This window comes from Rhizobium sp. AG207R, assembly GCF_027109195.1.
Taxonomy (GTDB): Bacteria; Pseudomonadota; Alphaproteobacteria; order Rhizobiales; family Rhizobiaceae; genus Rhizobium; species Rhizobium dioscoreae.
Map to the genome: position 1 here is coordinate 38,869 of NZ_JAEPVT010000012.1, position 21,130 is coordinate 59,998.

22 protein-coding genes are annotated in these 21,130 nt (G+C 59.2%); 1 reads left to right on the forward strand and 21 read right to left on the reverse strand.

Annotated features, from left to right (window positions below):
• Nucleotides 1-5: 5 nt before the first annotated feature.
• The 19 genes from rpsN to rpsL form a co-directional block, all read right to left on the reverse strand.
• Nucleotides 6-311, reverse strand: a complete 306-nt coding sequence (gene rpsN, locus JJQ51_RS25820; protein ID WP_004118406.1) for a 30S ribosomal protein S14 — start codon at nt 309-311, stop codon at nt 6-8.
• Nucleotides 312-344: 33 nt separating this feature from the next.
• The gene (gene rplE / locus JJQ51_RS25825; protein WP_069611901.1) at nt 345-902 is read right to left on the reverse strand and encodes a 50S ribosomal protein L5; all 558 of its coding nucleotides are present in this window, start codon (nt 900-902) and stop codon (nt 345-347) included.
• Entirely contained in the window at nt 895-1,203 is a 309-nt protein-coding gene (gene rplX / locus JJQ51_RS25830) for a 50S ribosomal protein L24 (protein WP_069611900.1), read from the reverse strand. The genes rplE and rplX overlap by 8 nt, the downstream gene beginning before the upstream one ends.
• Before the next feature lie 11 nt (nt 1,204-1,214).
• A complete protein-coding gene (rplN, locus tag JJQ51_RS25835) occupies nt 1,215-1,583 on the reverse strand; it encodes a 50S ribosomal protein L14 (RefSeq protein WP_003573790.1) in 369 nt (122 codons plus the stop codon).
• A 227-nt stretch (nt 1,584-1,810) separates the two neighbouring features.
• Nucleotides 1,811-2,050 carry a 30S ribosomal protein S17 gene (gene rpsQ, locus JJQ51_RS25840; protein ID WP_069611899.1) on the reverse strand — a complete coding sequence of 80 codons (240 nt, stop codon included), beginning with the start codon at nt 2,048-2,050 and terminating at the stop codon, nt 1,811-1,813.
• 12 nt (nt 2,051-2,062) lie between these two features.
• Nucleotides 2,063-2,263: a 50S ribosomal protein L29 gene (gene rpmC / locus JJQ51_RS25845; RefSeq protein ID WP_007690763.1), complete on the reverse strand. Its 201-nt coding sequence runs from the start codon at nt 2,261-2,263 to the stop codon at nt 2,063-2,065.
• Nucleotides 2,264-2,274: 11 nt separating this feature from the next.
• Complete coding sequence (gene rplP, locus JJQ51_RS25850) at nt 2,275-2,688, reverse strand: 50S ribosomal protein L16 (RefSeq protein WP_004118395.1); 414 nt, start codon at nt 2,686-2,688, stop codon at nt 2,275-2,277.
• Nucleotides 2,689-2,724: 36 nt separating this feature from the next.
• A complete protein-coding gene (gene rpsC, locus JJQ51_RS25855; RefSeq protein ID WP_004118393.1) occupies nt 2,725-3,450 on the reverse strand; it encodes a 30S ribosomal protein S3 in 726 nt (241 codons plus the stop codon).
• On the reverse strand, nt 3,450-3,839 hold the full coding sequence (gene rplV, locus JJQ51_RS25860) for a 50S ribosomal protein L22 (protein ID WP_004118391.1): 390 nt from the start codon (nt 3,837-3,839) through the stop codon (nt 3,450-3,452). Before rplV ends, rpsC begins: the two co-directional genes overlap by 1 nt.
• A gap of 2 nt (nt 3,840-3,841) precedes the next feature.
• Nucleotides 3,842-4,120: a 30S ribosomal protein S19 gene (gene rpsS, locus JJQ51_RS25865; protein ID WP_037199970.1), complete on the reverse strand. Its 279-nt coding sequence runs from the start codon at nt 4,118-4,120 to the stop codon at nt 3,842-3,844.
• A gap of 15 nt (nt 4,121-4,135) precedes the next feature.
• Nucleotides 4,136-4,972: a 50S ribosomal protein L2 gene (rplB, locus tag JJQ51_RS25870; protein ID WP_069611898.1), complete on the reverse strand. Its 837-nt coding sequence runs from the start codon at nt 4,970-4,972 to the stop codon at nt 4,136-4,138.
• 11 nt (nt 4,973-4,983) lie between these two features.
• Nucleotides 4,984-5,277, reverse strand: coding sequence for a 50S ribosomal protein L23 (locus tag JJQ51_RS25875; protein WP_015339600.1), 294 nt, complete (start codon nt 5,275-5,277; stop codon nt 4,984-4,986).
• Entirely contained in the window at nt 5,274-5,894 is a 621-nt protein-coding gene (rplD, locus tag JJQ51_RS25880) for a 50S ribosomal protein L4 (RefSeq protein ID WP_015339599.1), read from the reverse strand. Before rplD ends, JJQ51_RS25875 begins: the two co-directional genes overlap by 4 nt.
• A 13-nt stretch (nt 5,895-5,907) precedes the next feature.
• Entirely contained in the window at nt 5,908-6,549 is a 642-nt protein-coding gene (gene rplC / locus JJQ51_RS25885) for a 50S ribosomal protein L3 (RefSeq protein WP_075852342.1), read from the reverse strand.
• 39 nt (nt 6,550-6,588) lie between these two features.
• On the reverse strand, nt 6,589-6,897 hold the full coding sequence (gene rpsJ, locus JJQ51_RS25890; RefSeq protein WP_003547547.1) for a 30S ribosomal protein S10: 309 nt from the start codon (nt 6,895-6,897) through the stop codon (nt 6,589-6,591).
• A gap of 308 nt (nt 6,898-7,205) precedes the next feature.
• Nucleotides 7,206-8,381, reverse strand: coding sequence for an elongation factor Tu (tuf, locus tag JJQ51_RS25895; RefSeq protein WP_095434658.1), 1,176 nt, complete (start codon nt 8,379-8,381; stop codon nt 7,206-7,208).
• Between the two features lie 66 nt (nt 8,382-8,447).
• Nucleotides 8,448-10,547 carry an elongation factor G gene (fusA, locus tag JJQ51_RS25900; RefSeq protein WP_106997622.1) on the reverse strand — a complete coding sequence of 700 codons (2,100 nt, stop codon included), beginning with the start codon at nt 10,545-10,547 and terminating at the stop codon, nt 8,448-8,450.
• Nucleotides 10,548-10,577: 30 nt separating this feature from the next.
• Nucleotides 10,578-11,048 (reverse strand): 30S ribosomal protein S7, encoded by a 471-nt coding sequence (gene rpsG, locus JJQ51_RS25905; RefSeq protein ID WP_069614847.1) that lies wholly within the window; start codon nt 11,046-11,048, stop codon nt 10,578-10,580.
• Nucleotides 11,049-11,129: 81 nt separating this feature from the next.
• On the reverse strand, nt 11,130-11,501 hold the full coding sequence (gene rpsL / locus JJQ51_RS25910; RefSeq protein ID WP_003507760.1) for a 30S ribosomal protein S12: 372 nt from the start codon (nt 11,499-11,501) through the stop codon (nt 11,130-11,132).
• Between the two features lie 508 nt (nt 11,502-12,009).
• On the opposite strand from rpsL, the gene JJQ51_RS25915 reads away from it, so the two are divergent.
• Nucleotides 12,010-12,303: a transcriptional regulator gene (locus JJQ51_RS25915; RefSeq protein ID WP_113353737.1), complete on the forward strand. Its 294-nt coding sequence runs from the start codon at nt 12,010-12,012 to the stop codon at nt 12,301-12,303.
• Between the two features lie 114 nt (nt 12,304-12,417).
• Here JJQ51_RS25915 and rpoC read toward each other — a convergent pair whose 3' ends face one another.
• On the reverse strand, nt 12,418-16,626 hold the full coding sequence (gene rpoC / locus JJQ51_RS25920) for a DNA-directed RNA polymerase subunit beta' (protein ID WP_113353738.1): 4,209 nt from the start codon (nt 16,624-16,626) through the stop codon (nt 12,418-12,420).
• A gap of 176 nt (nt 16,627-16,802) precedes the next feature.
• Nucleotides 16,803-20,945 (reverse strand): DNA-directed RNA polymerase subunit beta, encoded by a 4,143-nt coding sequence (gene rpoB, locus JJQ51_RS25925; protein ID WP_112435150.1) that lies wholly within the window; start codon nt 20,943-20,945, stop codon nt 16,803-16,805.
• Nucleotides 20,946-21,130 lie beyond the last annotated feature (185 nt).

The following is a 21,130-nucleotide window of genomic DNA, read 5'->3' on the forward strand; positions in this document are numbered from 1 at the left end:
GCTCCTTACCAGCTGGACTTGACGATGCCCGGCACCTTGCCGAGATTGCCGAGTTCACGCAGCGCGATACGCGACATGCGCAGTTTGCGGTAGTAGGCGCGCGGACGGCCAGACACTTCGCAACGGTTGCGAATACGGGTCTTCGATCCATCGCGCGGGAGCGATGCCAGCTTCAGAGTGGCCTTGAACCGGTCTTCGATCGAGAGAGACTGGTTCATGATGATTGCCTTGAGAGCAGCCCGCTTCGCGGCCTGGTTGGCAACCGTATTGCGGCGGCGCTTGTTCTTTTCAACTGCGCTTGTCTTCGCCATATCAGGGTTCCTTTTCTACGCTCGTCGTTACGGTTATTGACGGAACGGGAAGTTGAACTCTTTCAGAAGAGCCCGTGCTTCGTCGTCGGTCGTCGCCGTCGTGCAAACGATGATGTCCATGCCCCACATCTGATCAACCTTGTCGTAGTTGATCTCAGGGAACACAATGTGCTCCTTGATGCCCATGGCAAAATTGCCACGACCGTCAAAGCTCTTCGGGTTCAGGCCGCGGAAGTCGCGAACGCGCGGAAGCGCGATGTTGACCAGACGATCCAGGAACTCATACATGCGGGCGCCGCGCAGGGTAACCTTCGCGCCGATCGGCATATTTTCGCGGACCTTGAAGCCAGCGATGGAGTTGCGTGCGCGGGTGATGACCGGCTTCTGGCCAGCGATGGCCGCCAGGTCGGCAGCAGCAACGGTCGGCTTCTTCGAATCAGCCGTCGCTTCGCCAACACCCATGTTGATCACGATCTTGTCCAGCTTCGGGATCTGCATCTCGTTAGCGTAGGAGAACTGCTCCTGCATGGCTGCACGGATGCGAGCAACATATTCCTTCTTGAGCCGCGGCTCGTACTTTGCCTCAGCCATCGATCACTTCTCCCGAGGTCTTGGCCACACGGACCTTCTTGCCATCCACAACCTTGAAACCGACGCGGGTCGGCTTGCCGTCCTTGTCGACGATCGCAATGTTGGACAGGTGAAGCGGGGCTTCCTTGCTGATGATGCCGGCTTCCTGGTTCTGCGTCTGGCGCTGATGGCGCTTGATGACGTTGACGCCACGAACGACCGCACGGTCTTCCTTCGGCAGCACTTGAATGACTTCGCCGGTACGGCCCTTGTCCTTACCGGTCAATACGACAACCTTGTCGCCTTTACGGATCTTCTGCATCGCTCCGCTCCTTACAGTACTTCTGGAGCCAGCGAGATGATCTTCATGTGGTTCTTGGCGCGAAGTTCGCGCGGAACCGGTCCGAAGATACGGGTGCCGATCGGCTCTTTCTTGTTGTCGATGAGGACTGCTGCGTTGGTATCGAAGCGGATGACGCTGCCATCCGGACGACGGATGTCCTTGGCGGTACGAACAACAACCGCCTTCATCACGTCACCCTTCTTCACACGGCCGCGCGGGATAGCTTCCTTGATCGAAACGACGATAACGTCGCCGATCGAGGCATACTTGCGCTTCGAGCCGCCCAGCACCTTGATGCACATGACACGACGTGCGCCGGAATTATCCGCCACGTCGAGGTTTGTTTGCATCTGAATCATGTCAGGTCGCCTTCTTGTTGTTACCGGAATGGTTGGGCCAATCGACCCCCTACCCCGGCTTATGGACTAGTGTCTTGTCTGATTATGCCTGGGCTTCGGAACCGCAACGGGTCGCCTCTGCCGGCCATCAATAAAGCAAAAGAACGCCCGTTCGCGAGCGTCCTGCTTCCAAGCTCGTGCTTCATACAGATATTTCGCCCAAGCGCAAGGGCCTGAGCGAAATTCTGTTACTTGGACTGGGCGGAAACGACCGTCCAGGTCTTATCCTTGGAGATCGGCGCGCATTCCTCGATGGAAACGACGTCGCCGGTCTTGTACTGATTGTTTTCGTCGTGAGCCTTGTACTTCTTGGAACGACGAACGGTCTTCTGGAGCAGCGGGTGAGCGAAACGACGCTCAACGCGGACAACTACCGTCTTCTCGTTCTTGTCGCTGACCACGACGCCCTGCAGAATGCGCTTCGGCATGTTATTCTTCCTTTAGGCCTTTGCTTCTGCCGCCTTCTGGCGGGCAATGGTTTTTACGCGAGCGATGTCCTTGCGGACTTCGTTGATGCGCGAGGACTTCTCGAGCTGGCCGGTCGCCTTCTGAAAGCGCAGGTTGAACTGCTCCTTCTTCAGCTTGGCAAGCTCGTCCTTGAGTTGGTCGGCGCTCAGGGCGCGAACATCTGCGGCTTTCATGAGCTTCTTCCTTACTCTGCAATGCGCTGAACGAAGCGCGTCTTGACCGAGAGCTTGGCAGCGCCGAGGCGCAGGGCCTCACGAGCGATTTCTTCGCTCACACCGTCGATCTCGAACATCATACGGCCGGGCTTGACCTTGCATGCCCAGTATTCGACAGAGCCCTTACCTTTACCCATACGGACTTCGGTCGGCTTTGCGGTTACCGGAACATCCGGGAACACGCGGATCCATACACGGCCGGCGCGCTTCATATAGCGCGTGATCGCCCGGCGGGCCGCTTCGATCTCGCGAGCGTTGACGCGGTTAGGCTCCTGCGACTTCAGGCCGAATTCGCCGAACGCCAGATCAGAACCACCCTTGGCAACGCCCTTGATGCGGCCCTTGAATTGCTTGCGGTACTTCGTACGCTTTGGCTGCAACATTTTCTTATTCTCCGAACTTATCTGCCACGTACGCTATCAAGCGTTGTCGCGGCGACGGTCTCTATCGCGATCGCGGCTAGCCGGACCCTGGGCGTCGCCTTCGAGCGCGCGGCGTTCGGAGGCCATCGGATCGTGCTCAAGGATTTCGCCCTTGAAGATCCAGACCTTGATGCCGCAGATACCGAAAGCGGTTTCTGCTTCAGCCGTACCGTAGTCGATGTCGGCGCGCAGCGTATGCAGCGGCACGCGACCTTCGCGGTACCATTCCGTACGAGCGATTTCAGCACCGCCGAGACGGCCGGCGCAGGTGATCTTGATGCCTTCGGCGCCAAGACGCATCGCGGACTGAACGGCGCGCTTCATGGCGCGACGGAAAGCAACACGGCGTTCCAGCTGCTGAGCGATCGACTGGGCAACCAGCGTCGCGTCGATTTCCGGCTTGCGAACTTCAACGATGTTGAGGTGCGTTTCGGAATTCGTCATGTCCGACAGCTTCTTGCGGAGCTTGTCGATGTCAGCGCCCTTCTTGCCGATGATCAGGCCCGGACGAGCCGAGTGGATCGTGACGCGGCACTTCTTGTGCGGACGCTCGATGACCACCTTGGAGATACCAGCCTGCTTCAGTTCGTTCATGACGAACTTGCGCATCTTCAGGTCTTCGTGGAGGAGTTGGCCGTACTCGGCATTATCCGCGAACCAGCGGCTATCCCAGGTACGGTTGATGCCAAGACGAAAGCCGATCGGATTGATTTTCTGACCCATTATGCGGCCTCCCCTTGAGCTTCCACTTCACGAACGACGATCGTCAGGTGCGCAAACGGACGCTCGATGCGAGATGCGCGGCCGCGGCCACGAGCGTGGAAACGCTTCATGACGATCGACTTGCCGACGTAAGCTTCTGCAACGACCAGCGAGTCAACGTCGAGATCGTGATTGTTTTCTGCATTGGCGATCGCAGATTCGAGCGTCTTCTTCACGGCGCCAGCGATACGCTTGCGCGAGAATTCCAGCTCTGCGAGCGCGCGGTCAACCTTCTTGCCGCGGATCGAAGCCGCGACCAGGTTGAGCTTCTGCGGGCTGACGCGGAGCGTGCGCGCAACTGCCTGCGCCTCGTTGTCCTTCAGCCGGCGTTCGGTTTTTGCCTTGCCCATTGTTACTTCCTCTTCGCCTTCTTGTCCGCACCGTGACCATAATAGGTACGGGTCGGGGCGAACTCGCCGAACTTGTGTCCGACCATGTCTTCATTGACGCTGACCGGAATGTGCTTGCTGCCGTTGTAGACGCCGAAGGTGAGACCAACGAACTGCGGCATGATGGTGGAGCGACGGCTCCACATTTTGATTACTTCGTTACGTCCGCCTTCACGCACCTTCTCAGCCTTCTTGAGAAGATAGCCGTCAACAAACGGACCTTTCCATACTGAACGAGCCACTTGAGACTTCCTCTCTTACTTCTTGCGCTGATGGCGCGAGCGCATAATCATCTTGTCGGTCGACTTGTTCGACCGCGTACGCTTGCCCTTGGTCGGCTTGCCCCACGGGGTCACCGGATGGCGACCACCGGAGGTGCGGCCTTCACCACCGCCGTGCGGATGGTCGACCGGGTTCATGACAACGCCGCGGTTATGCGGCTTCTTGCCACGCCAACGCGAACGACCGGCCTTACCGTCGTTGATGTTGCCGTGATCCGGGTTCGAAACCGCACCGATCGTGGCAAGGCAGGTGCCGTGCACAAGGCGCTGTTCACCCGAGTTCAGGCGAAGGATCGCCATGCCCTGGTCACGGCCGACGAGCTGAGCGTAGGAGCCGGCGGAGCGAGCGATCTGACCGCCCTTGCCAGGCTTCATTTCCACATTGTGGATGATGGAGCCGACCGGGATGAACTGAAGCGGCATGGTGTTGCCAGGCTTCACGTCCACTGCCTTTTCCGAAGCGATGACCTTGTCGCCCGAAGCGAGACGCTGCGGAGCGAGGATGTAGGCCAGTTCGCCGTCCGTGTACTTCACCAGAGCGATGTAAGCGGTACGGTTCGGATCGTATTCGATACGCTCGACGGTTGCTTCGACGTCGAACTTGCGACGCTTGAAGTCGACCAGACGATAGCTGCGCTTGTGACCACCGCCCTGGAAACGGACGGTGATGCGGCCGGTGTTGTTACGGCCACCCTTGGAGGTGAGGCCTTCGGTCAACGACTTGACCGGCTTGCCCTTGTAGAGCGAGGAGCGATCGACAATGACCAGCTGACGCTGGCTCGGGGTCGTCGGATTGAATGTTTTCAATGCCATTTTCTTATTCCTCAGAGACCGGTGGAGACGTCGATCGACTGGCCTTCGGCGAGCGTCACAACAGCCTTCTTCACGTCCTTCTGCTTGCCGACGAGACCCTTGAACCGCTTGGTCTTGCCGAGGCGCAGCAGAGTGTTAACGGCCGTCACCTTGACGCCGAAGAGCGCTTCGACGGCAGCCTTGATTTCCGGCTTCGTCGCGGTCTTCGCAACGTTGAAAACAACCTGGTTATTGTCCGACAGCAGCGTGGACTTTTCGGTGATCGCCGGAGAAACGATCACATCATAATGGCGAAGATCCGTCACTTGAATCGCTCCTCTAGAGCTTCAACTGCAGCCTTGGACAGCACGAGCTTGCCGCGGCGCAGGATGTCGTAAACGTTGATGCCCTGAACCGGCAGAACATCGATGTTCGGGATGTTCTGGGCTGCGAGCTTGAAGTTGCTGTCGAGCTCAGCACCGCCGATGAACAGAGCGTTCGTCAGGCCGAGCGTCTCGAAAGCGCCAGCGAGTGCCTTGGTCTTGGCTTCGGTAGCGACGAGATTGTCGATGACAATCACGTCTTCAGCCTTGAACTTGGCAGAGAGAGCGTGACGCAGGCCGAGGGCGCGAACCTTCTTCGGCAGATCATGCTCGTGGCTGCGAGCGACCGGGCCGTGAGCCTTACCACCGCCGCGGAACTGCGGAGCGCGAGCCGAATGGTGACGAGCGCGGCCCGTACCCTTCTGCTTGTACATCTTGGCACCGGTGCGCGCTACGTCTGCGCGGCCCTTGGCCTGATGCGTGCCCTGCTGCTTCTTGGCAAGCTGCCAGCGAACGACGCGAGCGAGAATGTCTTCACGCGGCTCGAGGCCGAAAATCGCATCAGAAAGGGAAACCTTCCCGGCGTCTTTGCCCTCAAGGGTCTTGACGTTGAATTCCATTGGTTTGGCTCCCTTACTTCGCTGCCGACTTGACGGCGTCGCGCACGATGATCCAGGCGCCCTTGGAGCCGGGAACCGCACCCTTGACGAGGATTAGACCGCGATCTTCATCGGTCGATACCACTTCAAGGTTCTGCGTCGTGACGCGGGTCTGGCCCATGTGACCAGCCATCTTCTTGTTCTTGAACACCTTGCCCGGGTCCTGGCGCGAGCCGGTCGAACCGTGCGAGCGGTGCGAAACCGACACACCGTGCGTGGCGCGCAAACCGCCGAAGCCGTGGCGCTTGATGGCGCCGGCAAAGCCCTTACCGATCGTCGTGCCGGTCACGTCGACGAGCTGACCCGCCGTGAAGTGACCTGCGTTGAGCTCGGTGCCAACTGCGAGCAGATTGTCTTCCGTGACACGGAATTCTGCGAGCTTGGCCTTCGGCTCTACGCTTGCGACGGCGAAATGGCCGCGAAGAGCCTTCGTCGTGTTCTTAACTTTAGCCTGGCCGGCACCGAGCTGAACTGCGGTGTAGCCATTCTTTTCAACTGTGCGCTGGGCTACGACCTGGCAGCCTTCCATACGCAATACGGTAACCGGGACATGCTCGCCGGCGTCGTTGTAGACGCGGGTCATTCCCACCTTCTGTGCAATCACACCTGAACGCATCGGTTCAATCCTTCTCACTCAGCTCGAGGACCGGAGGCCTTAGAGCTTGATCTCAACATCGACACCGGCGGCGAGATCGAGCTTCATCAGCGCGTCTACCGTCTGCGGGGTCGGGTCAACGATGTCGAGGAGGCGCTTATGCGTGCGCATCTCGAACTGCTCGCGGCTCTTCTTGTCGATGTGCGGGGACCGGTTTACCGTAAACTTCTCGATACGAGTCGGAAGCGGAACGGGGCCCCGGACGCTTGCACCGGTGCGCTTCGCCGTCGACACGATCTCGCGCGTGGAAGCATCGAGAATCCGGTGATCGAACGCCTTCAGGCGAATGCGGATATTTTGGCCGTTCATTCGACGTTATCCTTGTGTTTGTTATCTCGCGTGCCTTTCGAAAAGGCACGGTTTGTTCTGTTTCCTAAGGCGGACCACCGGTTTCAAAGATCGAGAGGGACGCCGGCTACGGCATCCCCATCCACTCTTTAGGCCTTTCGGCCCACCTTATTGTTAATTTCATTGGCCGCTTCGTCATCCGAAGCAGCGCGCAAATCGCGCTCGCGCGCCATTTGCAACATTTCTATGTCATAAGCAAGCGGCTAGAGCCGCTTACATCATAATATTGTCATCGAATCGGCCACTCGAATGGAGTGGCCGTCTTCGAATTACTCGACGATGGAGGCGACGATGCCAGCGCCGACGGTACGGCCGCCTTCGCGGATCGCGAAGCGAAGCTTTTCTTCCATCGCGATCGGAACGATCAGCTCGACGTCAACCGTGACGTTGTCGCCTGGCATAACCATTTCCGTGCCTTCCGGAAGCGTCACGATGCCCGTCACGTCCGTCGTACGGAAGTAGAACTGCGGACGGTAGTTCGTGAAGAACGGCGTATGACGGCCGCCTTCTTCCTTCGTCAGGATGTAGGCTTCGGCCTTGAACTTCTTGTGCGGCTTGACAGAACCCGGCTTGCACAGGATCTGACCACGCTCGACGCCGTCACGGTTCACACCGCGGATCAGCGCGCCGATGTTGTCGCCGGCCTGGCCCTGGTCGAGCAGCTTGCGGAACATTTCAACGCCGGTAACCGTCGTCTTCGACGTCGGACGGATGCCGACGATCTCGACTTCTTCACCAACCTTGATCACGCCACGCTCGACGCGGCCCGTCACAACCGTACCACGGCCAGAGATCGAGAACACGTCTTCGATCGGCATCAGGAACGGCTGGTCGATCGGACGCTCAGGCGTCGGGATGTAGGCGTCAACCTGAGCCATCAGCTCGCGGATCGCGTCTTCGCCGATCTTCTTGTCCGAATCTTCAAGAGCAGCAAGCGCCGAACCCTTGACGACCGGGATGTCGTCGCCCGGGAAGTCGTAGGACGACAGAAGTTCGCGAACTTCAAGCTCGACGAGCTCGAGAAGCTCAGCGTCGTCAACCTGGTCGACCTTGTTCAGGAATACGACGATTGCCGGAACGCCAACCTGGCGGGCGAGCAGGATGTGCTCGCGCGTCTGCGGCATCGGGCCGTCAGCAGCAGAGCAAACCAGGATCGCGCCGTCCATCTGGGCGGCACCCGTGATCATGTTCTTCACGTAGTCGGCGTGGCCGGGGCAGTCAACGTGCGCATAGTGACGGTTCGGCGTCTCGTATTCAACGTGGGCCGTCGAGATCGTGATGCCACGAGCCTTCTCTTCCGGAGCCGCGTCGATTTGGTCATACGCCTTGAACTCGCCGAAGTACTTCGTGATCGCTGCCGTCAACGACGTCTTGCCGTGGTCAACGTGACCGATCGTCCCGATGTTAACGTGCGGCTTATTGCGCTCAAACTTACTCTTTGCCATTTTCGGCTCTCCGTTTTCCTGTCCCCTGAGGGATCAATTCTTGTTATCGGTCAATTGGTATTCCGGTCACTTCTGACCGGAATACTTTGCCTGGATTTCCTGTGCGACGTTCGACGGAACCGGCGCATAATGATCGAAGGTCATCGTGTACTGTGCACGGCCCTGAGACATCGAGCGCAGGTTATCGACGTACTTGAACATGTTCGCCAGCGGGACGTTCGCGCTGATGACGACGGCGATACCGCGGCTCTCCTGGCCCTGGATCTGACCACGGCGAGAGTTCAGGTCGCCGATAACGTCACCGACGTAGTCTTCCGGCGTTACGACTTCGACCTTCATCATCGGCTCGAGGAGCTGAGCACCGGCTTCGCGAGCTGCTTCACGGAAGCAAGCGCGAGCGGCAATTTCGAAGGCCAGAACCGACGAGTCGACGTCGTGGAAGGCACCGTCGATGAGCGTCGCCTTGACGCCGAGCATCGGGAAGCCAGCCAGCGGGCCCGAAGACAGAACGCTTTCGATACCCTTCTGAACGCCCGGAATGTATTCCTTCGGAACAGCACCACCGACGATCTTGGATTCGAACTTGAAGTCTTCGCCTTCCGGGTTCGGCTCGAATACGAGCTTGACGCGTGCGAACTGACCGGTACCACCGGTCTGCTTCTTGTGCGTGTAGTCCTTTTCCGTCAGGCGCGTGATGGTTTCGCGGTAAGCAACCTGCGGCGCGCCTACGTTTGCTTCAACCTTGAACTCACGACGCATGCGGTCGACGATGATGTCGAGGTGCAGTTCGCCCATGCCGGCGATGATCGTCTGACCGGATTCCTGGTCGGTCTTAACGCGGAAGGACGGGTCTTCTGCAGCCAGGCGGTTGAGCGCGAGGCCCATCTTTTCCTGGTCGCCCTTGGACTTCGGCTCGATCGCGATCTGGATGACCGGCTCCGGGAATTCCATGCGCTCGAGGATAACCGGCTTCAGCGGGTCGCAGAGCGTGTCACCCGTCGTGGTTTCCTTGAGGCCGGCGAGAGCAACGATGTCGCCAGCATAGGCTTCTTCGATGTCTTCACGCGAGTTGGAGTGCATCTGCAGCATGCGGCCGACGCGCTCGCGCTTGTCCTTGACCGTGTTCATGACCGAAACGCCCTTCTCCAGCTTGCCGGAGTAGATACGGGCAAAGGTGAGCGAGCCGACGAACGGGTCGTTCATGATCTTGAACGCGAGCATGGAAAGCGGCTCGTTGTCGTCAGCGTGACGCTCGATCTCGGCTTCCGTCTTGGCATCGATGCCCTTGATCGCCGGAATGTCGAGCGGCGACGGCAGGTAATCGACAACGGCGTCGAGGAGCGGCTGAACACCCTTGTTCTTGAATGCGGTGCCGCAGAACATCGGATGGAACTTGACGTCGATCGTGCCGCGACGAACGAGTTCGCGGATCTTGTCGTTGTCAGGCAGATTGCCTTCGAGGTAGGCTTCCATCGCGGCTTCATCGATCTCGACAACGGTCTCGATCAGCTTTTCGCGATATTCTTCAGCCTTGGCCTTCATGTCTTCCGGGATTTCGACGACGTCCCACTGGGCGCCGAGCGACTCGTCGCGCCAGATCAGAGCGTTCATCTCGACCAGGTCGATAACGCCCTTGAAGTCGCTTTCAGCGCCGATCGGCAGCTGCATGACAACTGCGGTCGCACCGAGGCGCGTCTTGATCATCTCAACCGAGCGGTAGAAGTCGGCCCCGGTCTTGTCCATCTTGTTGCAGAAGATCATGCGCGGAACATGATACTTCTCAGCCTGACGCCAAACGGTTTCCGTCTGCGGCTCAACGCCGGCGTTGGCGTCGAGCAGCGCGATGGCACCATCGAGAACACGCAGCGAGCGCTCGACTTCGATGGTGAAGTCAACGTGGCCGGGGGTGTCGATGATGTTGAAGCGGCGGGTCTTGCCGTCACGGCCCTTCCAGAAGGTCGTGGTAGCAGCAGAGGTGATCGTGATGCCACGCTCCTGCTCCTGCTCCATCCAGTCCATCGTGGCAGCGCCATCATGAACTTCGCCGATCTTGTGCGACTTACCGGTGTAGTAAAGAATACGCTCGGTCGTCGTGGTCTTGCCGGCGTCGATATGCGCCATGATACCGAAATTGCGGTAGTCTTCGATTTTATATGCGCGAGCCATTGTGGACTGCCTTTCCGAAACCGTTCGGGATTACCAGCGATAATGCGAGAACGCACGGTTGGCATCAGCCATCTTGTGCGTGTCTTCGCGCTTCTTGACGGCAGCGCCGCGGTTGTTGGAGGCATCGAGAAGTTCGCCGCACAGACGGTCGATCATCGTCGTCTCGTTACGCTTGCGAGCAGCGGTGATCAGCCAGCGGATGGCCAGAGCCTGGCGACGCTCAGGACGCACATCGACCGGAACCTGGTACGTAGCACCACCAACGCGGCGCGAGCGGACTTCAACGTGCGGAGCGATGTTATCCAAAGCCTGATGGAACACGCCGAGCGGTTCCTGCTTTGCCTTGCCCTGCACGGCGTCAAACGCGCCATATACGATGTTTTCCGCTACGGACTTCTTGCCGTCCAGCATGATGGCATTCATGAACTTGGTAACAACCAGATCGCCGAACTTCGGGTCCGGATTGATCTCGCGCTTTTCTGCTCTATGACGTCGGGACATGTAACTTCTCGTCTCTCAACTGTTGCGACGCTTAACCACGCGGAGAACCTCGCGCAGCGCCGGATTATCTAAAAATCCGAATTACTTCGGACGCTTTGCACCGTACTTCGAACGGCGCTGCTTGCGGTTCTTGACACCCTGGGTATCGAGAACGCCACGGATGATGTGGTAGCGAACACCCGGAAGGTCCTTAACGCGGCCGCCACGGATCATGACAACAGAGTGTTCCTGAAGGTTGTGACCTTCACCGGGGATGTAACCAATGACTTCGAAGCCGTTGGTCAGGCGGATCTTTGCGACCTTACGCAGAGCCGAGTTCGGCTTCTTCGGCGTCGTGGTGTAGACGCGGGTGCAAACGCCGCGCTTCTGCGGGTTCTCCTGAAGAGCGGGAACCTTGTTACGCTTTACCTGCGCCTGGCGAGGCTTGCGGATCAGCTGGTTTACGGTAGGCATTCAACCATCCCTTGTAAATCTATCTCGACACCCTTGCGGGCATGACTTTCGCCGTCACCGGCACGACACACGTTCGTCTCAATGCGCAAAACGTGGCCCGATCCGCTCTCGCAGATGGACCACAGAAAAGCAGAGGACACCGAAGGTGGCGTCGTGCGAGCAGCATTCGTGTCTTCAACGTGCGTTTAGAACCTTGTTTGAGGTGAACTCCAGGGCGCGTCGCCCCGAATAGCCATGCCTCACATGGGTTCCGATGGCGGCGGTACTACTGGTTTCCCACCGGTTCGTCAAGGCCGGTTAAGAAATTATCTTTGTCATAAAGCCCGGAAACCCCGGCCAAACCAGCCATTTGGCGCATTGGATAGGGAAATGCCGCCCCTTCGGCAAGATGGACTTTGGTATTTCGGCAAAATCCCTATAAGGAATCACGGAAGAACATTTCCATCTGACGGACCCACGCGGCGAAAAGGAATCGCCGGGTCGATTCGATACTCCCGAAGGAAGATCCATGATTACTGCGCCAGACAATGACAACAAATCCGACGGCCCCATGGTCTTCATCATCATCGGCAAGGGTTATGAGACCGATGGCGGCGAAGGCATCGACCTGCACGTCATGCTGAAAGCGCCCGACGATGATACCGCCGTGCGCGAGGCACTGAACGCTCTTGCCGAAGAGGGCTTCATCGAGGCCGACCTCGACCAGATCGGACTCCTGACGGATATTCCGGACGAGGAGCCGCATGCCTCCGCCTATCAAGGCGCACTCGAAGGCGAAGTCGCAATCATCCGCTTCCGCTGATCGGACAACCGTCTGAGGAAGGCGGCCCCCCTCACCTTGCCGATTTCATTATGCACAAAAAGAAACCGCCCGGATCGCTCCGGGCGGTTTTGATTTTTGTCAATTCAGACCAGCTTATTCAGCCGGGCTGTTCTCGCTGGCGAGATCCTGCAGCATCGGCGTTGCAACGCCGGCGCCCGTGCCCTTGCGACGCTCTTCGAGGATGAGCTCGTCGCGGGCCGTAGCGATACGGCGGATCTGCGTCATGGTACCGCCGGTACCGGCCGGGATCAGGCGGCCGACGATGACGTTTTCCTTCAGGCCCTGCAGACCGTCGGTCTTGCCGGCGATTGCAGCTTCGGTCAGCACCTTCGTCGTTTCCTGGAAGGATGCAGCCGAGATGAAGGACGGCGTCTGCAGCGATGCCTTGGTGATGCCGAGCAGAACCGGATCGCCATAAGCAGGCTTCTTGCCTTCTTCGATCAGGCGGTCGTTGGCGTCTTCCAGCTCGATACGGTCGACGTTGTCGCCGACGATGTACTGGCTGTCGCCCGCATCGGTGATTTCCACCTTCTGCAGCATCTGACGGACAATCACTTCGATGTGCTTGTCGTTGATGACAACGCCCTGCAAGCGGTAGACTTCCTGGATTTCGTTGACCAGGTAAGAAGCCAGAGCCTCCACGCCCTTGATCGCCAGAATGTCGTGCGGAGCCGGGTTACCGTCGAGGATGTAATCACCCTTTTCGATATAGTCGCCTTCCTGAAGGTGGAAGGGCTTGCCCTTCGGGATCAGGTATTCGACCGGCTCGACACCGTCTTCCGCCGGCTCGATGATGACGCGGCGCTTGTTCTTGTAATCGCGGCCGAGGCGGATCGTACCATCGATCTCTGCGATGATGGCGTGGTCCTTCGGACGACGAGCTTCGAACAGTTCGGCAACACGCGGCAGACCACCGGTGATGTCCTTGGTCTTGGCGCTTTCCAGCGGCGAACGGGCGAGAACGTCACCCTGAGACACCTTCTGCCCCGGCTCGACCGACAGGATCGCGTCGACCGAAAGCAGGAAGCGTGCTTCACCACCGCGCGAGAGCTTGGCGACATTGCCGCTGGCGTCCTTGATGACGATCGCCGGCTTCAGATCCGAGCCGCGCGGCGTCGAGCGCCAGTCGATAACCTGACGCTTGGTGATGCCGGTGGATTCGTCCGTCGCTTCGAGGACCGAGAGACCGTCGACGACATCTTCGAAGTGAACCGTACCGGCCACTTCCGTCATCATCGGACGGGTATAGGGGTCCCACTCTGCGAGACGCTGACCGCGCTTTACCTTGTCGCCATCGTCGACATAAAGCTTCGAGCCGTAGGCAACGCGCTGCGAGGAGCGTTCAACGCCACGTTCGTCCAGGATCTGCACCGTCATGTTGCGGCCCATGGCAACGAGGTTGCCTTCGGAGTTGCGCAGCATATTCCGGTTCTTGATCTGAACCGTGCCCTCGTAAGAGGCTTCCAGGAACGACTGGTCGACCACGGTCGCCGTGCCGCCCAGGTGGAAGGTACGCATGGTCAGCTGCGTGCCCGGCTCACCGATCGACTGTGCGGCGATGACGCCGACAGCTTCACCGATGTTGACAGGCGTACCGCGAGCAAGGTCGCGACCGTAGCAGACCGAGCATACGCCCGTCTGGATTTCGCAGGTCAGAGCCGAACGGATGCGGATGGACTGGATACCAGCCTTCTCGATCTCGATGACATCGGGCTCGAGGATCATCTTGCCGGCATCGACGATGCGCTCACCCGTGACCGGATGATCGATGTCGTCCAGGGCCGTACGGCCGAGGATGCGGGCGCCGAGCGAGGCAACGACCTGACCGGCATCGACGATGGCGGTCATGGTGAGGCCGTTTTCGGTACCGCAATCGATCTGCGTGACGATGCAATCCTGCGCGACGTCGACCAGACGGCGGGTCAGGTAGCCCGAGTTCGCGGTCTTCAAGGCGGTGTCGGCCAGACCCTTACGGGCACCGTGCGTCGAGTTGAAGTACTCGTTAACGGTGAGGCCTTCCTTGAAGTTCGAAATGATCGGCGTCTCGATGATTTCGCCCGACGGCTTGGCCATGAGGCCGCGCATGCCGCCCAGCTGGCGCATCTGGTTCGGAGAACCACGAGCACCCGAGTGGCTCATCATGTAGATCGAGTTCATCGGCTTCTGACGACCGGTCTTTTCGTCGAATTCGACGGCCTTAATGCGGGCCATCATTTCTTCGGCGACCTTTTCGGTGGCCTTACCCCAAGCGTCGACAACCTTGTTGTACTTTTCGCCCTGGGTGATCAGACCGTCGTTATACTGCTGCTCGTATTCCTTCACGAGCGCTTCGGTATCGCCGACGATCTTGGCCTTGGTGTTCGGGATGACCATGTCGTCCTTGCCGAACGAAATGCCGGCGCGGCAGGCATGGGCAAAGCCGAGCTGCATGATGCGGTCGCAGAAAATGACCGTGTCCTTCTGGCCGCAATGACGGTAGACCGTGTCGATCATCTTGGAGATGTTCTTCTTGGTCATTTCCTGGTTGCAGATGTCGAAGGTGACCTTTGCATGCTTCGGCAGAAGTTCGCCGATCAGCAGACGGCCGGGGGTCGTTTCATAGATCTTCGAATATGGCTTGCCATCTTCGCCGACCGACTTGAAGCGGCCGCGGATCTTCGAATGCAGCGTCACGACCTTGTTCTCAAGTGCGTGATGCAGCTCGCCGAGATCAGAGAAGGCCATGCCTTCGCCCGGCTCGTTCTGGTTCAGGATCGACAGATAGTACAGGCCGAGAACCATGTCCTGCGAGGGAACGATGATCGGCGCGCCGTTTGCCGGGTGCAGAATGTTGTTGGTCGACATCATCAGCACGCGGGCTTCAAGCTGGGCTTCCAGCGAGAGCGGAACGTGAACGGCCATCTGGTCACCATCGAAGTCGGCGTTGAAGGCCGTGCAGACGAGCGGGTGCAGCTGGATGGCCTTGCCTTCGACCAGCGTGGGTTCGAAGGCCTGGATGCCCAGGCGGTGCAGCGTCGGTGCGCGGTTCAAGAGAACCGGATGCTCGCGGATGACCTCGTCGAGGATATCCCAGACTTCCGGCTTTTCCTTTTCGACCAGCTTCTTGGCCTGCTTGACGGTCGAGGAGTAACCCTTCGCATCGAGACGGGCATAGATGAACGGCTTGAACAGCTCGAGCGCCATCTTCTTCGGCAGACCGCACTGATGCAGCTTGAGCTCCGGACCGGTCACGATGACCGAACGGCCGGAATAGTCGACGCGCTTGCCGAGCAGGTTCTGACGGAAGCGGCCCTGCTTGCCCTTGAGCATGTCGGACAGCGACTTCAGCGGACGCTTATTGGCGCCGGTGATGACGCGGCCGCGACGGCCGTTATCGAACAGCGCATCGACAGATTCCTGCAGCATGCGCTTTTCGTTGCGGATGATGATGCCCGGAGCGCGCAGTTCGATGAGACGCTTCAGACGGTTGTTACGGTTGATGACGCGACGGTACAGATCGTTCAGATCCGAGGTCGCGAAACGGCCGCCATCGAGCGGAACCAGCGGACGCAGGTCCGGCGGGATGACCGGGACGACCTTCATGATCATCCATTCCGGGCGATTGCCGGATTCCATGAAGTTCTCAACGATCTTCAGGCGCTTCATCAGCTTCTTCTGCTTGAGATCCGACGTCGTGTCGGCAAGCTCGGAGCGCAGGTCGCCGGCGATCTTTTCGAGATTCATGCTGGCCAGCATCTCGTAGATCGCTTCAGCGCCGATCATGGCGGTGAACTGGTCCTCGCCATATTCGTCGACGGCGAGCATGTACTCTTCTTCCGTCAGGAGCTGATGCTCCTTGAGCGCGGTGAGACCCGGCTCGGTGACGATGTAGTTTTCGAAGTAGAGAACGCGCTCTACATCCTTCAGCGTCATGTCGAGCAGCGTCGAAATGCGCGAAGGCAGCGACTTCAGGAACCAGATGTGGGCAACGGGAGCGGCGAGCTCGATATGGCCCATGCGCTCACGGCGAACGCGCGACAGCGTGACTTCGACGCCGCACTTTTCGCAGATGATGCCCTTGTACTTCATGCGCTTGTACTTGCCGCACAAGCATTCGTAGTCCTTGATCGGTCCGAAGATTCGCGCGCAGAAAAGACCATCACGTTCCGGCTTGAACGTACGATAGTTGATCGTTTCCGGCTTCTTGATCTCGCCATAAGACCAGGAAAGAATCTTCTCCGGCGACGCAATCGAAATCCGGATGGAATCGAAATTCTGCGCAGGCACCTGCGGATTGAAAAGATTCATGACCTCTTGGTTCATGCCTATCTCCTTTAGGGGCGAAACGCCCTCGAATTGCGTGCAGTGCCGGCAAATCCCGGGAACCGGACTGACGCTTTAAAACCGCCTTGCGGCGCCATGCATCCAAAGGGACGCCAACGGCGCTGCAATATTCCAAGCGGTGCGCGCTGACCGACAGCGCGCACCCTGACAGGCTATTACTCGGCTGCGTCCGGAAGCTGGCTTGCCGTCTGCAGATCGTCGACCTTGGAATTTTCCAATTCGACGCTGAGACCCAGCGAGCGCATTTCCTTGACGAGAACGTTGAAGCTTTCCGGAATGCCCGCCTCGAAGGTGTCGTCGCCACGAACGATGGCTTCGTAGACCTTGGTACGGCCGGCCACGTCGTCCGACTTGACCGTGAGCATTTCCTGCAGCGTATAAGCTGCACCGTAAGCTTCGAGCGCCCAGACTTCCATTTCGCCGAAGCGCTGGCCGCCGAACTGCGCCTTACCGCCCAGCGGCTGCTGGGTGACGAGCGAGTACGGACCGATCGAACGGGCGTGGATCTTGTCGTCGACAAGGTGGTTCAGCTTCAGCATGTAGATGTAGCCAACCGTAACCTGGCGGTCGAACTGCTCGCCGGTACGTCCGTCGTACAGCGTCGACTGGCCGGTTTCCTTGAGACCTGCCATTGCCAGCATCTTGTTGACGTCAGCTTCGCCAGCACCGTCGAAGACCGGGGTCGCGATGGACACGCCACGCTTCCACTGGTCGGCCAGACGCAGAACCGATGCATCGTCGTACTCGTGAACGTCGTCGCTCTTCGGGCCATCGCCAACGACCAGGTCGATCGTCTTGCGCAGAGGCTCGATGTTGCCGCTTGCCTTGTAGGCTTCGATCAGTTCGCCGATCTGACGCCCCATGCCGGCGCAAGCCCAGCCCAGGTGCGTTTCGAGAATCTGACCGACGTTCATGCGCGAGGGCACGCCGAGCGGGTTCAGCACGATATCGACATGCGTACCGTCTTCCAGGAACGGCATGTCCTCGACCGGAACAATGCGTGAGACCACGCCCTTGTTCCCGTGACGGCCTGCCATCTTGTCACCCGGCTGGATCTTGCGCTTCACGGCAACGAAGACCTTGACCATCTTCATGACGCCCGGAGGCATTTCGTCGCCACGCTGGACCTTCTCGACCTTGTCCATGAAGCGCTGTTCGAGGCGCGACTTGGATTCGTCGTACTGGCCACGCAGGGCTTCGAGCTCGCTCTGGACCTTTTCGTCCTCGACGGCGAACATCCACCACTGCGAACGCGGATACTCGGAAACGACGGCGTTCGATAGTTCCGTGCCCTTCTTGAAGCCCTTCGGACCAGCAAGAGCAACCTGACCACGCAGCATCTCGACCAGACGGCCGTAAACGTTACGATCGAGGATCGCCTGTTCGTCGTCACGGTCCTTGGCAAGGCGTTCGATCTCTTCGCGCTCGATCGCCATGGCACGTTCGTCCTTTTCGACGCCGTGACGGTTGAAAACGCGAACTTCGACGACCGTACCGTAGGTGCCGGGCGGCATGCGCATGGACGTATCGCGAACGTCCGATGCCTTTTCGCCGAAGATGGCGCGCAGGAGCTTTTCTTCTGGCGTCATCGGGCTTTCGCCCTTCGGCGTGATCTTGCCGACGAGGATATCGCCCGGCTGAACTTCGGCGCCGATGTAAACGATGCCGGCTTCGTCCAGGTTCTTCAGCGCTTCTTCCGAAACGTTCGGAATATCACGGGTGATTTCTTCCGGACCGAGCTTGGTGTCGCGCGCCATCACTTCGAACTCTTCGATGTGAATGGAGGTGAACACGTCGTCGGCAACGATACGCTCGGAGAGCAGGATCGAGTCTTCGTAGTTGTAGCCGTTCCACGGCATGAACGCGACGAGCACGTTGCGGCCGAGGGCCAGATCGCCGAGATCGGTCGACGGACCGTCCGCCAGGATGTCGCCCTTGTTGACCACGTCACCGACTGTCACCAGCGGACGCTGGTTGACACAGGTGTTCTGGTTCGAACGTTGAAACTTCATCAGGCGGTAGATATCGACGCCGGACTTCGACGGATCGAGGTCTTCGGTGGCGCGGATAACGATACGTGTTGCGTCGACCTGGTCGACCACGCCGCCGCGGCGGGCGCCGATAGCAGCACCGGAGTCACGCGCCACGACCGGCTCCATGCCGGTACCGACGAACGGGGCTTCGGCACGCAGAAGCGGCACGGCCTGACGCTGCATGTTCGAGCCCATGAGAGCGCGGTTGGCGTCGTCGTTTTCCAGGAACGGGATCAGAGCGGCAGCGACCGAAACCAGCTGCTTCGGCGACACGTCCATCAGGTTGATGTTGTCGCGCGGAGCGAGCATGACTTCGCCGGCATGGCGGCAAACGACGAATTCCTCGATGAAGGAGCCGTCGGCGTCGAGCTCGGCGTTGGCCTGAGCAACGTAGTACTTCGCCTCTTCCATAGCGGAGAGGTAGAGCACGTCGTTGGTCACCTTACCGTCGATGATGCGGCGATAAGGGCTTTCGATGAAGCCGTACTTGTTGACGCGGGCAAAGGTCGCCAGCGAGTTGATGAGGCCGATGTTCGGACCTTCCGGCGTTTCGATCGGGCAAATACGACCGTAGTGCGTCGGATGAACGTCGCGGACTTCGAAGCCGGCACGCTCGCGGGTCAGACCGCCTGGGCCGAGAGCCGAAAGACGGCGCTTGTGGGTGATTTCCGAAAGCGGGTTCACCTGGTCCATGAACTGCGACAGCTGCGAAGAGCCGAAGAATTCGCGGACAGCGGCGGCAGCCGGCTTTGCGTTGATCAGATCCTGCGGCATGACCGTGTCGATTTCGATCGAGGACATGCGTTCCTTGATCGCACGTTCCATGCGCAGAAGACCCAGACGATACTGATTTTCCATCAGCTCGCCGACCGAACGGACGCGGCGGTTGCCGAGGTTGTCGATATCGTCGATCTCGCCCTTGCCGTCGCGCAGCTCGACGAGCATCTTGACCACGGCCAGGATGTCGTCCTTGCGCAGGATGCGGACGGTGTCTTCGACGTCGAGGTCGAGGCGCATGTTCATCTTCACGCGGCCGACGGCGGAGAGATCGTAGCGCTCCGCATCGAAGAACAGCGAGTTGAACATGGCTTCGGCCGATTCCATGGTCGGCGGCTCACCCGGACGCATGACGCGATAGATGTCGAACAGAGCGTCCTGGCGGTTCTCGTTCTTGTCTGCTGCGAGCGTGTTGCGGATGTAGGCGCCGACATTGATGTGGTCGATGCCGAGAACCGGGATCTCGTCGAAGCCCGCGTTCAGGATAACCGGCAGTGTCTTCTCGTCGATTTCGTCGCCGGCTTCGAGATAAATCTCACCGGTCTGGAAGTTGACGATGTCTTCTGCCAGGAAGAGGCCATACAGCTCTTCGTCGGTCGCCTTCAGAGCCTTCAGGCCCTTGTCCTGCAGCTGACGCAGCAGGCGCGGCGTGAGCTTCTTGCCGCCTTCGACAACGACTTCGCCGGTGTCGGCGTCGATCATGTCGGCAACGGTCTTGGCGCCCTTCAGAGTTTCCGGCTTGAAGGGAATGCGCCAGCCATCGCCGTCGCGCTGATAGAGCGACTTCGTGTAGAAGGTCGACAGGATGTCTTCGCCATCCATGCCGAGCGCCATCAGCAGCGACGTCACCGGAATCTTGCGGCGGCGGTCGATACGGGCGTAGACGATGTCCTTGGCGTCGAATTCGATATCGAGCCAGGAGCCGCGATACGGGATGACGCGAGCGGCGAAGAGCAGCTTGCCGGAAGAATGGCTCTTGCCCTTGTCGTGATCGAAGAAGACGCCCGGCGAACGGTGCATCTGCGACACGATCACGCGCTCGGTGCCGTTCACGATGAACGTACCGTTGTTCGTCATGAGCGGCATGTCGCCCATGTAGACGCTCTGTTCCTTGATGTCCTTGATGGACTTCGCGCCCGTATCCTCGTCGATATCGAACACGATCAGACGGAGGGTCACCTTCAGCGGCGCGGCGTAGGTCAGGTCGCGCTGGCGGCACTCATCGACGTCGAACTTCGGCGGTTCGAACTCATAGGAAACGAACTCCAGCATGGAAGCGCCGGAGAAATCGGTGATCGGGAAAACCGACTTGAAGACAGCCTGAAGACCTTCGTCCGGGCGGCCGCCCTTCGGTTCTTCGACCATGAGAAACTGATCGTAGGATGCCTTTTGAACCTCGATGAGGTTCGGCATCTCTGCGACTTCGGGAATCTTACCAAAAAACTTGCGTACGCGCCTGCGACCGTTGAACGAAAGGGTCTGAGCCATCGTCGCTCCTTTAAAATCCTGCACCCGGGCCTGCAACGGATGGGAACCGCTGGCCAGGCGACCCCATCAATCAATGAGTAGTTCAATCTCGTCTATCTAACCGAAAACCGCTCAGCCGGATTGCGTCGCGGTTCGGTTTGAGACCATCCTCTTGAAGAACCCATTACCCAAAAGCCGTTTTGCCC

What these genes read in the sequence shown, in the direction of transcription:
- rplP (WP_004118395.1), bottom strand. Translation starts at nt 2,688, where the DNA reads ATGTTGCAGCCAAAGCGTACGAAGTACCGCAAGCAATTCAAGGGCCGC.
- fusA (WP_106997622.1), bottom strand. Translation starts at nt 10,547, where the DNA reads ATGGCTCGCGCATATAAAATCGAAGACTACCGCAATTTCGGTATCATG.
- rpsN (WP_004118406.1), bottom strand. Translation starts at nt 311, where the DNA reads ATGGCGAAGACAAGCGCAGTTGAAAAGAACAAGCGCCGCCGCAATACG.
- rplD (WP_015339599.1), bottom strand. Translation starts at nt 5,894, where the DNA reads ATGGAATTCAACGTCAAGACCCTTGAGGGCAAAGACGCCGGGAAGGTT.
- rplC (WP_075852342.1), bottom strand. Translation starts at nt 6,549, where the DNA reads ATGCGTTCAGGTGTGATTGCACAGAAGGTGGGAATGACCCGCGTCTAC.
- JJQ51_RS25915 (WP_113353737.1), top strand. Translation starts at nt 12,010, where the DNA reads ATGATTACTGCGCCAGACAATGACAACAAATCCGACGGCCCCATGGTC.
- rpoC (WP_113353738.1), bottom strand. Translation starts at nt 16,626, where the DNA reads ATGAACCAAGAGGTCATGAATCTTTTCAATCCGCAGGTGCCTGCGCAG.
- rplX (WP_069611900.1), bottom strand. Translation starts at nt 1,203, where the DNA reads ATGCAGAAGATCCGTAAAGGCGACAAGGTTGTCGTATTGACCGGTAAG.
- rpsL (WP_003507760.1), bottom strand. Translation starts at nt 11,501, where the DNA reads ATGCCTACCGTAAACCAGCTGATCCGCAAGCCTCGCCAGGCGCAGGTA.
- rpsC (WP_004118393.1), bottom strand. Translation starts at nt 3,450, where the DNA reads ATGGGTCAGAAAATCAATCCGATCGGCTTTCGTCTTGGCATCAACCGT.
- rpsQ (WP_069611899.1), bottom strand. Translation starts at nt 2,050, where the DNA reads ATGCCGAAGCGCATTCTGCAGGGCGTCGTGGTCAGCGACAAGAACGAG.
- rplV (WP_004118391.1), bottom strand. Translation starts at nt 3,839, where the DNA reads ATGGGCAAGGCAAAAACCGAACGCCGGCTGAAGGACAACGAGGCGCAG.
- rpsJ (WP_003547547.1), bottom strand. Translation starts at nt 6,897, where the DNA reads ATGAACGGCCAAAATATCCGCATTCGCCTGAAGGCGTTCGATCACCGG.
- rplN (WP_003573790.1), bottom strand. Translation starts at nt 1,583, where the DNA reads ATGATTCAGATGCAAACAAACCTCGACGTGGCGGATAATTCCGGCGCA.
- rpmC (WP_007690763.1), bottom strand. Translation starts at nt 2,263, where the DNA reads ATGAAAGCCGCAGATGTTCGCGCCCTGAGCGCCGACCAACTCAAGGAC.
- rplE (WP_069611901.1), bottom strand. Translation starts at nt 902, where the DNA reads ATGGCTGAGGCAAAGTACGAGCCGCGGCTCAAGAAGGAATATGTTGCT.
- tuf (WP_095434658.1), bottom strand. Translation starts at nt 8,381, where the DNA reads ATGGCAAAGAGTAAGTTTGAGCGCAATAAGCCGCACGTTAACATCGGG.
- rpoB (WP_112435150.1), bottom strand. Translation starts at nt 20,945, where the DNA reads ATGGCTCAGACCCTTTCGTTCAACGGTCGCAGGCGCGTACGCAAGTTT.
- rpsG (WP_069614847.1), bottom strand. Translation starts at nt 11,048, where the DNA reads ATGTCCCGACGTCATAGAGCAGAAAAGCGCGAGATCAATCCGGACCCG.
- rplB (WP_069611898.1), bottom strand. Translation starts at nt 4,972, where the DNA reads ATGGCATTGAAAACATTCAATCCGACGACCCCGAGCCAGCGTCAGCTG.